Source organism: Lederbergia graminis (assembly GCF_042655485.1).
Classification (GTDB): Bacteria; Bacillota; Bacilli; order Bacillales; family Bacillaceae_C; genus Lederbergia; species Lederbergia graminis.
On the sequence record NZ_JBHSMC010000003.1, the window covers coordinates 219,528 to 233,306 of the forward strand.

At 39.1% G+C, this 13,779-nt stretch carries 12 protein-coding genes; 10 read left to right on the top strand and 2 right to left on the bottom strand.

Translation table 11 applies throughout. The annotated features are described in order from the left end of the window. Positions 1 to 180: 180 nt before the first annotated feature. From ACFPM4_RS05625 to ACFPM4_RS05660, 8 genes are all read left to right on the top strand, one after another. Positions 181 to 1,653 (top strand): glutamate synthase subunit beta, encoded by a 1,473-nt coding sequence (locus ACFPM4_RS05625; RefSeq protein WP_382348807.1) that lies wholly within the window; start codon positions 181 to 183, stop codon positions 1,651 to 1,653. 16 nt (positions 1,654 to 1,669) lie between these two features. Then, a complete protein-coding gene (locus tag ACFPM4_RS05630; protein WP_382348810.1) occupies positions 1,670 to 2,908 on the top strand; it encodes an LL-diaminopimelate aminotransferase in 1,239 nt (412 codons plus the stop codon). 13 nt (positions 2,909 to 2,921) lie between these two features. Beyond that, positions 2,922 to 3,815, top strand: a complete 894-nt coding sequence (dapF, locus tag ACFPM4_RS05635) for a diaminopimelate epimerase (RefSeq protein ID WP_144926783.1) — start codon at positions 2,922 to 2,924, stop codon at positions 3,813 to 3,815. Next, entirely contained in the window at positions 3,812 to 5,137 is a 1,326-nt protein-coding gene (gene glnA, locus ACFPM4_RS05640; RefSeq protein WP_382348814.1) for a type I glutamate--ammonia ligase, read from the top strand. Before dapF ends, glnA begins: the two co-directional genes overlap by 4 nt. 198 nt (positions 5,138 to 5,335) lie before the next feature. Continuing rightward, on the top strand, positions 5,336 to 7,186 hold the full coding sequence (gene asnB / locus ACFPM4_RS05645) for an asparagine synthase (glutamine-hydrolyzing) (protein ID WP_382348817.1): 1,851 nt from the start codon (positions 5,336 to 5,338) through the stop codon (positions 7,184 to 7,186). 67 nt (positions 7,187 to 7,253) lie between these two features. Continuing rightward, positions 7,254 to 8,561 carry an ammonium transporter gene (locus ACFPM4_RS05650; protein WP_382348820.1) on the top strand — a complete coding sequence of 436 codons (1,308 nt, stop codon included), beginning with the start codon at positions 7,254 to 7,256 and terminating at the stop codon, positions 8,559 to 8,561. 48 nt (positions 8,562 to 8,609) lie between these two features. Next, a complete protein-coding gene (locus ACFPM4_RS05655; protein ID WP_382348823.1) occupies positions 8,610 to 9,563 on the top strand; it encodes a DUF294 nucleotidyltransferase-like domain-containing protein in 954 nt (317 codons plus the stop codon). Positions 9,564 to 9,579: 16 nt separating this feature from the next. Then, the gene (locus ACFPM4_RS05660; protein WP_382348826.1) at positions 9,580 to 10,275 is read left to right on the top strand and encodes an exonuclease domain-containing protein; all 696 of its coding nucleotides are present in this window, start codon (positions 9,580 to 9,582) and stop codon (positions 10,273 to 10,275) included. Between the two features lie 24 nt (positions 10,276 to 10,299). Here ACFPM4_RS05660 and hisF read toward each other — a convergent pair whose 3' ends face one another. Then, positions 10,300 to 11,100, bottom strand: a complete 801-nt coding sequence (hisF, locus tag ACFPM4_RS05665; RefSeq protein WP_382348829.1) for an imidazole glycerol phosphate synthase subunit HisF — start codon at positions 11,098 to 11,100, stop codon at positions 10,300 to 10,302. Between the two features lie 12 nt (positions 11,101 to 11,112). Next, positions 11,113 to 11,715: an imidazole glycerol phosphate synthase subunit HisH gene (gene hisH / locus ACFPM4_RS05670; RefSeq protein WP_382348832.1), complete on the bottom strand. Its 603-nt coding sequence runs from the start codon at positions 11,713 to 11,715 to the stop codon at positions 11,113 to 11,115. Positions 11,716 to 11,888: 173 nt separating this feature from the next. On the opposite strand from hisH, the gene ACFPM4_RS05675 reads away from it, so the two are divergent. Together ACFPM4_RS05675 and ACFPM4_RS05680 are read left to right on the top strand one after the other, a co-directional pair. After that, positions 11,889 to 12,752, top strand: a complete 864-nt coding sequence (locus tag ACFPM4_RS05675) for an aldose epimerase family protein (RefSeq protein ID WP_382348835.1) — start codon at positions 11,889 to 11,891, stop codon at positions 12,750 to 12,752. Positions 12,753 to 12,796: 44 nt separating this feature from the next. Further along, a complete protein-coding gene (locus ACFPM4_RS05680) occupies positions 12,797 to 13,723 on the top strand; it encodes an alpha/beta hydrolase (protein ID WP_382348838.1) in 927 nt (308 codons plus the stop codon). Positions 13,724 to 13,779 lie beyond the last annotated feature (56 nt).

Below are 13,779 nucleotides of genomic sequence, written 5' to 3' on the forward strand. Positions count from 1 at the left end.
ATATTTTTGAAATGTGAATTGGAGCGGAAGGCACGAGACTCCTGCGGGATAAAGGGTCAGAGTGAGACCCCACAGACGCGTTAGCGTCGAGGAGGCTCACCGCGAACCGCCCGCGGAAAGCGAGTGCCTGTAGCGAAAATCTAACATCAAGTTTTATTAATAGTAAGCGAGGTGAGATAAATGGGAAAAATCACAGGATTTATGGATTACAAACGGGGCTCACTAGATTATCGTGATCCAAAAGAAAGAGTGAAAGATTGGAAGGAAATAGCACTTCTTCCTTCAGAAGAAAAACTAAAAGAGCAAGCATCACGGTGCATGGATTGCGCAGTACCATTCTGTCAAAATGGCAGCGAAATTGCAGGAATGACAACAGGATGCCCAGTCTACAATCTTATTCCTGAATGGAATGACCTAGTTTATAAAGGGGACTGGAAGCGAGCGTATGAACGATTACATCGTACTAATCCATTCCCAGAATTCACTGGCAGAGCGTGCCCAGCCCCTTGTGAAGCTGGATGTATAGCATCACTAGTCGAAGATTCTGTAACGATTAAGAATATTGAGCGGGCCATTATTGATCGTGCTTTTGACGAAGGCTGGGTGCAACCACGAATCCCAACACAACGGACAGGTAAAAAAGTAGCTGTCATTGGTTCTGGACCTGCAGGATTAGCAAGTGCTAGTGAACTCAATCAGTTCGGTCATTCTGTTACGGTATTTGAACGCTCTGATCGAATTGGAGGACTGTTAACATACGGAATCCCAAAAATGAAAATTGAGCAACATGTCGTGGATCGTCGTGTGAAGCTTTTAAAAGCAGAAGGAATTGAATTCCGTACAAATATGGAAGTTGGAAAACAAATAACGGTGCAACAATTGCTAAGTGAATATGACGCGGTAATCCTCTGCATCGGGTCCACAAGACCACGGGATTTAAAAATACCAGGAAGAGAGCTTCAAGGTATACATTTTGCAATGGATTATCTCCACGCTAATACAAAGAGTTTACTAGATTCAAATTTACAGGATGGTAATTTCATCTCGACGGAAGGGAAGAATGTCATCGTTATTGGTGGGGGAGACACTGCGACAGATTGTATCTCTACAGCTGTCCGTCAGAACTGTAAAAGCTTAATTCAGTTTGATATATATGCAAAACGTCCATTTAGTAGAGACATTGATAATCCATGGCCACAATACCCAATTATTCACAAGGTAGATAGTGGTCAGGAAGAAGCTACTACGATGTTTGGTCGAGATCCTAGAGCATACTCCACATCAGCACTAGAATTTATTGGGGATGATAATGGCCGTGTTGTTGCTGTGAAAAGTTCGGAGATTCATAGCTACAAGAATGAAAAGGGAGAGAAGATTCGTGAGTCGATTCCTGGAACGGAAACGGTCTGGAATGCGGATGTAGTACTTTTAGCAATTGGATTTGAAGGACCAGAGCAACAGCTACTTAACCAATTGGGTATCGCTACAAATCATCGTACAAATATTGCTGTTTCCAAAGGAGATTATGCTACGAATCAACCGGGAGTATTTTCAGCAGGGGATGCAAGACGTGGCCAAAGCTTAATTGTCTGGGCCATTCAAGAAGGGAAAGAAGCTGCACTTGAATGTCATGATTACATCATGAATAAATAGGCAAACAGTCGGGGGTATGGCAATGGATTATATACAACAGCTATTCGCTAATCGTATTGGTGGTGCTGAATTTGGATTGAAAGAAGAGATATATAAATTTGAAAAAATAAAAAGAGCAAAACGTGCTGCACAGAAAGAAAATCCAAATACAGAACTAATCGATTTAGGTGTTGGCGAACCTGATGAACAGGCTGATGAAGCTGTAGTAGCAAGACTTGCAGAGGAAGCGGGGCAGTTAGAGAATCGCTTTTATGCAGATAATGGGATATTCGAATTCCAACAAGCAGCATCAGCGTATATGAAAACAGTTTTTGGTGTGGATGGTCTAGATCCTGAAACAGAAATAAATCATGTGATTGGTTCTAAGTCCGCACTGGCAATGCTACCAGCGGCCTTCATCAATCCGGGTGATATTACGATAATGCCATCACCGTGTTATCCAATACTTGGTACACACACGAAATATTACGGAGGCGAGGTAGTAAGTATCCCACTTCGTGAAGAAAATTCTTTCCTTCCTAATTTACAAGAAATAGAGAAAGAGAGTTTAGAAAAAGCGAAACTTTTGTATTTAAACTACCCGAATAATCCTACTGGAGCAGTTGCTACAAAGGAGTTCTTTGAGGAAGTTGTAGAGTTTGCTAGAAAACATAAACTCATCGTCGTCCATGATGCAGCATATGCAGCTCTCGTATTTGATGGAGAACAACCGTTAAGTTTCTTATCGATACCAGGGGCGAAAGAAGTAGGGATTGAGTTACACTCGCTTTCCAAGTCATTTAATATGACAGGCTGGAGAATCGGTTTTATTGCCGGCAATGAGAAATTGATCAAAGCATTTAGAACGGTGAAGGACAATAATGATTCAGGTCAATTTATCGCCATCCAAAAGGCAGCGAGTTACGCATTGGCTCATCCTGAAATTACAGAAAAAACGGCTTTGAAATATGCAAGACGACATGAACTTCTCGCAAATATATTATCTGAGTGCGGATTTACTGCTGAAAAACCAAAAGGATCATTCTTCTTATATACACGAATTCCAAAAGCAGTAGAAAATGGTCAATCGTTTTCCAGTGCGGAGGAATTTAGTCAATACCTAATTAAGGAACATTTAATTTCGACTGTACCTTGGGATGATGCAGGTCCATATGTAAGATTCTCTGTTACATTCCAAGCGAATGGTGTAGATGAAGAAATCCGAGTGTTGGAAGAGGTGAGGTCAAGGTTACGGAGCTCCACATTTATCTTTTAAAGGGGTGACATGAATGTTATTTACAAAAATGCATGGCTTGGGTAATGCCTATGTCATATTCAATCAATTGGATGAACCAATTGCAAATCAAAGTTTACATGAGCTTTCCAAAAGAGTCTCAGATGTCAATTTTGGGATAGGTTCCGATGGAATTATCTTAATTTCACCTTCCAAGGTGGCCGACTACCAAATGAGAATCTTTAATGAGGATGGATCAGAAGCGAAAAACTGCGGCAATGGATTAAGATGTGTAGCTAAGTTTTTATACGATCACATGTATGCAACATCCAGGAAGTTTACGATTGAAACACTAGGTGGAATTGTGAGCGTAGAGGTGGATGTGGATCAAAAACACAAAGTGAGAACTGTAACAGTGGATATGGGTGAACCGAAATTGCTGAAAGGGATGATACCAATGTTGGGTGACCCAGTTACAGTCACATTAAATGAAGCCCACCAATTTGGAGACTATTCCTACCATATTACAGCTGTTTCCATGGGTAATCCCCATGCCATCATTTTTGTGGATGATATAAAGCAGGTTCCTTTAGAGATAGTTGGACCTCTCATCGAAAATTCAAGTCTTTTCCCTGAGCGAGTGAATGTCGGATTTGTTCAAATTATTAATTCACATGAAATCGATTATCGCGTTTGGGAACGGGGATCAGGAATCACGATGGCTTGTGGTACTGGTGCATGTGCAGCAGTTGTGGCAGCAACGTTGAATAAGAAGGTGGATAAACATGTTCCAATTACCGTTCATCTACCAGGGGGAGACTTAACGATTAGTTGGGATGAACATGGGCATGTATGGAAACGTGGTCCAGCAAACTATGTGTGCCATGGAGAACTAGATGTAAGCATGATGAATACGGATATAAATCCAATTGGGAGGTTAATTATATGAACAGAGAACAAGTGATGAAAATAGTAAACGAAGAAAATGTAAGGTATATTCGCCTTCAATTTACAGATATCTTTGGAACGATCAAAAATGTAGAAATTCCAGTGAGCCAATTACCAAAAGCGTTAGACAATAAAATGATGTTTGATGGTTCATCCATCGAGGGATTTGTTCGCATTGAAGAATCAGATATGTACTTATATCCGGATCTTGATACATTCGTCATTTTCCCTTGGACAGCAGAAAAAGGAAAAGTAGCACGTTTCATTTGTGATATCTATCATCCGGATGGAACACCATTTGAAGGGGATCCGCGCAATAACTTGAAAAGGGTTCTGAAAGAAATGGAGGCTCTTGGTTTTACCGATTTTAATGTAGGACCTGAACCAGAATTCTTCTTATTTAAGTTAGATGGTAATGGCGAACCAACATTAGAGCTAAATGATCATGGTGGCTACTTTGACTTAGCACCAACTGATCTAGGTGAAAACTGCCGCCGAGATATCGTGCTTGAATTAGAAGAAATGGGATTTGAAATTGAAGCATCTCACCATGAGGTAGCACCAGGTCAACATGAAATTGATTTTAAATATCAAAGTGCTTTAAGAGCTTGTGATGACATTCAAACTTTCAAACTTGTTGTGAAAACAATCGCACGCAAGCACGGGTTACATGCTACTTTCATGCCAAAACCATTGTTTGGTGTCAACGGTTCTGGAATGCACTGCAACTTAAGTTTATTTAAAGGTGATCAAAATGCCTTTTATGACGAAAATGGAATGCTGGAGATGAGTGATACCGCTCGACACTTCTTAGCTGGAATCTTAGCACATGCGCCTAACTTTACAGCAATTACAAATCCAACTGTCAACTCTTATAAAAGATTAGTCCCAGGATACGAAGCACCTTGTTATGTAGCATGGTCTGCAAGAAACAGAAGTCCACTTATTCGTATACCGGCATCACGTGGCTTAAGTACTCGTGTAGAAGTAAGAAGCGTTGATCCAGCAGCTAACCCATACTTAGCAATGGCCGTATTGTTAGCTTCCGGACTAGACGGTGTGAAGAACAATACACCAGCTCCAGAACCAGTGGATCAAAATATTTACGTAATGACGAAAGAACAACGTGAAGAAATTGGAATTGTTGATTTACCTGCAACATTAGCCCAAGCATTAGAAAACTTGAAAAAAGATGAGATTTTAAAAGATGCGTTAGGCAGCCACTTACTCGAGCACTTCATCGAAGCAAAAGAAATCGAATGGGATATGTTCCGTACCCAAGTACACCCTTGGGAAAGAGACCAATACATGACACAGTACTAATCGAAAAGCGAAAGGCGGCTAAAATGGAGGTTATTTGAAACCGAGCCCCTGCCGCCTGTAGCTAGCCAGAGAAAAGCGAAAGCGCCTTGCTAATCGATATAGTCTGCAAAATGCAGGCTATGTCGAGATTGTAAGGTGTGAAGCAAAGAAGCCAAACCGCATCACTAGACAAAATAAAAACGGAAAGAGTGATGACTAGTGTGTGGAATTACAGGATGGATTGACTGGAATAGAGATATAACGGAGCAAATCGTTACGGTCGAGAAAATGGCAAATACATTAGCGAGACGAGGACCAGATGCAACGAATGTATGGGCAAGTAATCATGTGGCAATTGGACATACGAGATTAGTTGTTGTAGATCCAGCTGGTGGAATGCAGCCAATGAAGAAACTACATCGAGAGCAAATGTACAAAATAGTGTATAACGGTGAACTCTATAACACCGAAGATATTAGAAAAGAATTGTTGAAAAAAGGTTACACTTTTCAATCTTACTCCGATACGGAAGTATTGCTAACAAGTTATATCGAATGGGGAGAAGCTTGCATTGATTACTTAAATGGAATTTATGCATTTGCGATTTGGGATCAAGCACGAGAAACTCTCTTTCTAGCAAGGGACCGATTAGGAGTAAAACCATTATTTTATCGAGAGCAAAATGGAACGCTCATATTTGGGTCTGAGATAAAGGCAATCCTTGCACATCCAAATGTGAAAGCAGAGGTGGATAGAGAGGGATTACAAGAAATTTTTGGGTTAGGTCCTTCCAAAACACCTGGCCATGGCGTATTTCGAGGGATTAAAGAACTACGACCTGCTCATGCGATGAAGTATGACCGCAATGGATTGAAAATTTGGCGTTATTGGAATGTGGAAAGTAAAGAACATACAGATTCATTACAGAACACAATTGATCACGTCAGACACTTAGTCCAAGATGCAGTAGAAAGGCAATTAGTTGCAGATATGCCGGTATGCACCTTTTTATCAGGTGGAATTGATTCCAGTGCAATTAGTGCCATCGCTGCTAATTACTTTGAAAAAGCTGGTAAGGGACCACTTCACACGTATTCGATCGATTATGAACAAAATAGTCAGTACTTCCAATCTAGTAGTTTTCAACCAGATGAAGATCGACCATGGATTCAAAAGATGGAACAGTTTATAGGTTCCCATCACACCTACTCCATTATAAATAATGAACAGCTAGCTAACTTACTCGATGAATCTGTCATATTACGAGATTTACCAGGTATGGCTGACGTAGATTCATCCCTTTACTGGTTTTGCCAACAAATAAAACAGGATTATACAGTGGCACTATCAGGTGAATGTGCTGATGAAATCTTTGGCGGATATCCTTGGTTTTATCGAGAAGAATTAATGAATCAAAACAACTTTCCATGGATGAAGTCGGAAAAAGAAAGACAGAGCTTACTACATGATCATTGGCAGCAAAAGTTAGACTTAACGTCATATGTACAGCAAAGATACAGCGATACATTACGTGAAGTTCCACAATTAGAGGGGGAAGATCAAAAGGAAGCTAAGCGACGAGAGATATCTTATCTAAATATGATTTGGTTCATGACGACATTGTTGGAGCGGAAGGACCGAATGAGTATGGGAGCTAGTTTAGAAGTGCGTGTTCCTTTTGCAGATCATCGTCTTGTCGAATATGCATGGAACATCCCTTGGGACATGAAGATGCTAGAAGGTCGGGAAAAAGGGATACTTCGAAAAGCTCTAGAAGGGATACTGCCAAATGAAATTCTCTATCGAAAGAAGAGTCCTTATCCGAAGACATATCATCCAAAATATATGAATTTAGTTAAATCGAAGTTAAATACAATGATCAATCAATCTACCTCACCAATCTTAGAATTAGTGTCAAAAGAGAAAGTAAAAGACATTTTAGATTCAAATGGATCCTCATTTAAAGTACCTTGGTTCGGTCAACTAATGACTGGCCCGCAACTCATTGCACATTTATCACAAATCAATTCATGGCTAGAAAACTACAACGTAAATATCCTTGATCATTAAGTTTGTACCAGAGGTCTATCCTCTGTACACATAAAAAATTGAATAATCGAAAAAGGGGAGAGATAATATGGGGGAATTGTTTTACATCAACAGTTTATGGATCATTTTAGGAGCAATCTTAGTAATCCTCATGCAAGGTGGGTTCGTATTGCTGGAAGCAGGATCAACACGAATGAAAAATGCAGGGCATATTGCTGGAAAGACAATCTTTTCATTTGGTATTGCTTCCCTCGTATTTTGGGCAGTAGGGTATGGATTTATCTTTGGTGAAAATGGTAATTTCTTTATTGGATTATCAGAGTTTTTCTATTCTGGTGCAGAAGTAGAGGGAGCAGCTTATTCAAACGCAGCGTTTTTCGTGTTCCAGCTTGCTTTCGCAGGTATCTCACTTGCCATCGCTTTTGGTGGATTTGCAGAGCGTGCTAAACTTTCTGTTTATCTCCTTTTCGCTATATTGTTCTCTGCACTTGTGTATCCAGTAATTGCACACTGGATCTGGGGTGGAGGCTGGTTAGCAGAGCATGGAAAACAAGATTTTGCAGGATCAACCGTTGTTCACTTAACTGGTGCTATGGCAGCTCTAGCAGCAACTATTCTACTTAAACCAAGAATAGGAAAATATAATGCTGACGGCACAGCAAATAATATTAGTGGTCACAATCAGGTGTATACAACTTTAGGCGTTCTTATCCTTTGGGTAGGCTGGTTTGGATTTAATGCAGGTAGTACACTAGGAGTAGAGGATGGATTCTTCGGCTTTGTTGCCTTAAATACAGCTCTTGCGGCAGCAGCTGGTTCTGTCAGTGCACTGCTTATATCGTGGATTGTATTAGGAAAATCAGATATTACGACCATGTTAAATGGAACATTAGCAGGATTAGTAGCAATTACAGCATCTTGTGCCTTCGTGGAAACTTGGGCATCCGTAGTAATAGGCTTAATTGCTGGAATCATAATATTCTATAGTGCTAGGTTCTTTGATAAACGTAAAATTGACGATCCTATCTTTGCATTATCTGTCCATGGGGTAGCTGGTGTTTGGGGTACTTTATCTACCGGATTTTTTGCGACACCAGAACTAGCAAGTGTAGGAAAACCAGGATTATTTTATGGCGGTGGATTAGAGCAATTAGGAGTGCAAGCGTTAGGTGTAACTGCATCTGGATTGTTTGCTTTCGTAACATCATTTGTCCTTCTATACCTTATTAGCAAGGTTTTAAATGGCTTAAGAGTAACGGAAGAACAAGAACTAATTGGATTAGATTTAAGTGAACATGGAGGATATGGTTATCCAGAAGCTTTCGCACAAACAACTGCACCGGATGCTAGTGGAACTACTTTTACAACAAATGCTGGTCAACCAGTCAGAGATTAAAGGAAGTGTTTATCCATGGAGGACCAGAAAATAATATCCTTTCAAGACTTGAAAAATTGGAAAGAAAGCACGCTAATAACTCATCAGTTTCATGCTGATGAGTTACACCTTTTTCATGAAAAACTAATGAAAACAGCTTTTCAGCTAGTGCATGATGGTATGACTACTGATTATGGAGCACCACCATGTGACTTTTCTTGGTTTGTAACAGGAAGTGCAGGTAGATGTGAGCAAGCAATTATTAGTGATCAAGATCATGGAATTATTTTCGCAAGGTCTACCCCTGAAATAAAGGAGTACTTCCTAACATTTGGAGAAAGAATAACGACTCTTTTAGAAGAGTTAGGTTACCCGAGATGTGAAGGAAAAGTGATGAGTTCTAATCCTGTTTGGTGTCAATCAATAGCTGATTGGGAAGCTCAAATGAATGCCTGGATACAAAGTAATACGTGGGAAACGATCCGTTATGTATTAATATTTATGGATTCACGCTCACTTATAGGGAACGAACAATTTGTAGCACATGTAAAATCCATCATATACCGATATATGGATAAAAACCCGTCCTTCGTACAAAGGTTACTCGATAACACGAAACATACGGTGAAAGCGATAGGGGTTTTAAATCAGTTCATTACCATCCAATCAGGACCACATACGGGCTGTATTGATTATAAACAGGCTGCTATCTTCCCTTATGTAAATGCTATTCGTTTGTTAGCCATCATGGAAGGGATAGAAGAAACATCCACTTTGCAAAGGATGAAGAAGCTTAGTAAATATGAATATCTACTTGAGGTTCACTACGAACACTTTGTTCAGCTATTGCATTTACGACTATTAGATAAAAATCAACGCAATTATCATGATAGTCGTTATATAAAAATAGCCTCACTGGAAAAACATGAAAAAAAGAATTTAAAGTTGATTTTAAAAGACTTAGAAACACTGCAGAAGCAGATAGAGGTTACGGTAAAGAGGTTGATCAGGGATGAAAGATAATTCCTTTCTTCATTTTATGAAACAGTTTCAAATGAAGCTTTCAACGAATGTTTATACTCCATTGCTTGGAAAAACTGACCCTAAGCATATTGCATTTTTAAGAAATCTTGAAAAAGAGATGGAAATAGAAAAGAGCCTCACGATTCCGTTAAAAGACTTACATGTCGTTGTATTTGATATGGAAACAACCGGCTTCGCTCCTGAACAAGGTGACCAAATCCTTTCTATAGGAGCTGTGAAAATGGGAGAAACGGCTAATGATACTTTTTATTCTTTAGTTCGGTTTGAAGGGCAGCTGACACCTGCCGTGAAAGAGTTAACAGGGTTGGACGAGGCAGAGTTAAAAACAGCACCATCCTTATCAGATGTACTTATTCGTTTTTATGAATTTGTGCAAACAGACACGCTTGTTGCACATCATGCAACACATGAAAAAAAATTCCTTCAACATGCAAATTGGAAAATCTTCCGAAAGCCCTATAAACATAGAATTATTGATACATCCCTTGTTTTTAAACTCATAGATCCATCCCTTAAGTTAGTTAGTTTAGACGATTATTGTAATCACTTTGAGGTGGAGGTGCGTGATCGTCATCATGCATTAGGAGATGCGCAGATGACAGCACAACTTTGGAGTAAATTTGTTTTTCAAATGAATGAAATGCAATGTCACACATTAATGGATGTATATGATCGAGTAGCTAAAATCTAAAATGAAATAAAAAAGCAACCCGGATTATCTCTGGGCTGCTTTCGTTGGTACATAACGAACTGGTATTTCACCTAAATCGTGTAAGTATTGCTTAATATCATGAACAGTTAATTCCCCGTAGTGTAATAAAGAAGCGACTAATGCTGCGTCCACCTGACCTTCGATAAATGTATCACGGATATGTTCTAAGCTCCCAGCTCCACCAGATGCGATAACAGGGATATTCACCGCGTCCGTTAACGCCTTTAATAATACATTATCATACCCATTTTTCATTCCGTCGCGATCAATGCTAGTACATACAATTTCTCCAGCACCTAATTCTTCTGCTCGTTGTGCCCATTCAATTGCATCTAAGCCACTGCTATTATGTGCAGAATGCGTATACACTTCCCACCGTATTATTTCATCTTCGTTATTTCTAACCGGTTTCGCATCAAGAGCAAGAACAACACACTGTTTACCAAAAATATCTGCAGCTTCACTTAATAATTCCGGTCGATTCACTGCGGCTGTGTTGACACCGACTTTATCAGCTCCAGCACGGAGAACACTCTTAAAGTCATCAATTGTGCGAATCCCACCAACAACGGAAAAAGGAACATATAATTGCTCAGCAACATGTCGGATCCACTCGTGTCTAACCTCGTGGCTTTGTAATGAAGCGGTCGTATCTAAATAGAGGATTTCATCTGCTCCTTGCTCGGCATATTTTTGCCCGAGTTCGGCAGGGTCCCCAATAATGGTTGGATTGCGAAATTGAACGTATTTTACGGCTTTATTGTTTGCGACATCAATTGCCGGGATAATTCGTTTCTTTAACATGAAAGTTCCTCCTTAGAAGCTGTTTCCGCAGAAATTTTGTAATAACGTGAGTCCAGCGTCAGCACTTTTTTCGGGATGGAATTGTACACCGACCACATTATCCTTTGCAATTACCGAACAAAATTCCTGTCCATAATCCGTCGTTCCAATTGCATCTTTATTATTACTAGGATTCACATAGAAAGAATGTACGAAATAAAAATCAGCTTTGTCTGGAATACCTTTAAAGATTGGGTGGTTTATTTGTTGCTGTACTTCATTCCAACCCATATGTGGTACTTTTACATCTCTTTTAAAAGGTAAAACTTTCCCCTCAAATATCGATAAGCAATCTGCATTATTTTCTTCACTAAACTCCAATAATAATTGCATACCTAAACAAATGCCGAGAAAGGGTGTTCCAGCGGCAATGGATTGTATAATTTTCGTGTCAATCTTACTTGCACGGATGATTTCCATCGTTTTTTTGGCATTACCAACCCCTGGGAAAATAATTTTATTGATACCAGTAAAATCTTCTGGGTTTGTTAGAAGTTTCGTTTGAAATCCGAGCTTTCTAACTGCTTTATCGACACTATGTAAATTACCAGCACCGTAATCAATTATTCCAATCATGAAATGTCCCCCAAACGTATTGAATATGAATATTATACTTCAATCCTCTAATGTGGTAAAGTGAAAATGGGTTTTAATTACAAATTTTGATAAAATGGTCTATTATTTTTAGAAAAATGGTAATTGTGCTTTAATAGGTAAAAAGGAAATTAGAAATGAGGATGAATATGAATATGTATACAATTGAACAAGTACAGGATAACCAATTTACGATTTATGAACTGCGCGGCCAAGCATCGATATTAAGAGTGGCTCCCGAACGAGGGGGAATCATTATCGGTTTTGAGGTGCAGGGGGATGAAGTATTGTTTTTAAATAAAAAAACATTTTACGAAGAAGATGCCAATGTTCGTGGCGGAATTCCGATTTTATTTCCAATCTTTGGCCAATTAGAAGAAGGAAAATATGAATGGGAAGGCAAAGTATATAATATGAAGAATCATGGCTTTGCACGTAACCTTCCATGGGAAGTAGTCGAAACGAATGCATCGGAAGACAAGGCGATGATCACATTACGTTTACAAAGCAGTTCAGAAACACTAGCATCCTATCCATTCGAATTTGAAGTTTTTTTTACTTATATTCTACAAGATAATACGTTAACGATTGAACAGGAATATAAGAACAAATCCAGCAATGAAATGCCAATCTATGGTGGATTTCATCCATACTTTAGCACTTCCGAGAAAAATTTGAGCTATGAAACAGATGCGGAACAATATCTAGATTACAATGATATGAAAGTAAAAAGTGTGCAAGAAGATGGTTTAGACTTAACGAATAAAGTGGAATCCTTTGTATTATTAGATGCAAAAAAGAAAGGTATTTCTTTTCCACTTCCAGAATTAAATAGGAAAGTACACATAAAATATGGTGACGAATTTAAGTATGTGTATTTGTGGACAGAACAAGATCAAGATTTTGTTTGTGTCGAGCCTGCAATGGGCAAGACGGATGAATTCAATCGGAAAGAAGAATTATTGTTTGTTGAACAAGGGAAATCAGTGAAAACGATGATGACAGTGACTGTAGAATAAGGAGCCGGCGATGATACCGTATTGAAACCATTGGGGGATTAAACATGGAAATAGTGTCAAATTGGCTAACGATGGATGATCAAGTGAAGGTGCATGTGAAACAATGGCAAGTTAGAGGAGAAAAGCCTAGAGCCATTCTACAACTATCTCATGGTATGGCAGAACATATAGAACGGTACGAAACATTTGCACAATATTTAGTGGAAAAAGGTATCTATGTTTTGGGAAACGACCATCGAGGTCATGGACAAACTGGAAAATCAGCTGGGCGTATGGGTTTTTTAGCAGAACAGGATGGTTTTGAGCGGATTGTCGATGATTTGTACACGATAACGTTACATATTCAAAAAGAATATCCAGAAACACACGTTTTTTTACTAGGGCATAGTATGGGATCTTTTGTAGCACGTAGGTATATTCAGAAATATGCAGACGCTATACAAGGTGTAATTATCTCAGGTACAGCATATTCTCCAGGTGTTGCTGGAAAGATGGGTAAAATGCTCGCTTTAATGGAGGAACGTCGATCGGGACCGACTGCACCAAGTCCATTGATGAATCGTTTAGTCTTTGGTGCCAACAATAAAAGTTTTCCTCATCCGAATACGGCATTTGATTGGCTTTGTAGTAATTCCGAAGTAGTGGAAAACTATATTGATGACCCTCTATGCGGTTTTATCTGTAGTTCACGGTTTTTTTATGATTTACTTACTGGTTTAGAAATGATTCATGATCCTAACCTAATACAAACTATACCGAAGGACCTGCCAATACTTATTTTTAGTGGTGATATGGACCCAATTGGTAATAATGGGAAAGGCATACAGAAAGTAGTACAACAATACAAAAAAAATGGGTTAAATAATATTGAATACAAGCTGTTTACGAATGGCCGCCACGAAATGTTAAATGAAGTAAATAAAGAAGAAGTATATACCTTTGTTTTTGACTGGATCCAAAAACAAATATAACGCGAAGCAGAGTGGCAAATTGTTGCTCTGTTTCTTTTTTTCATAATTTCTCCATT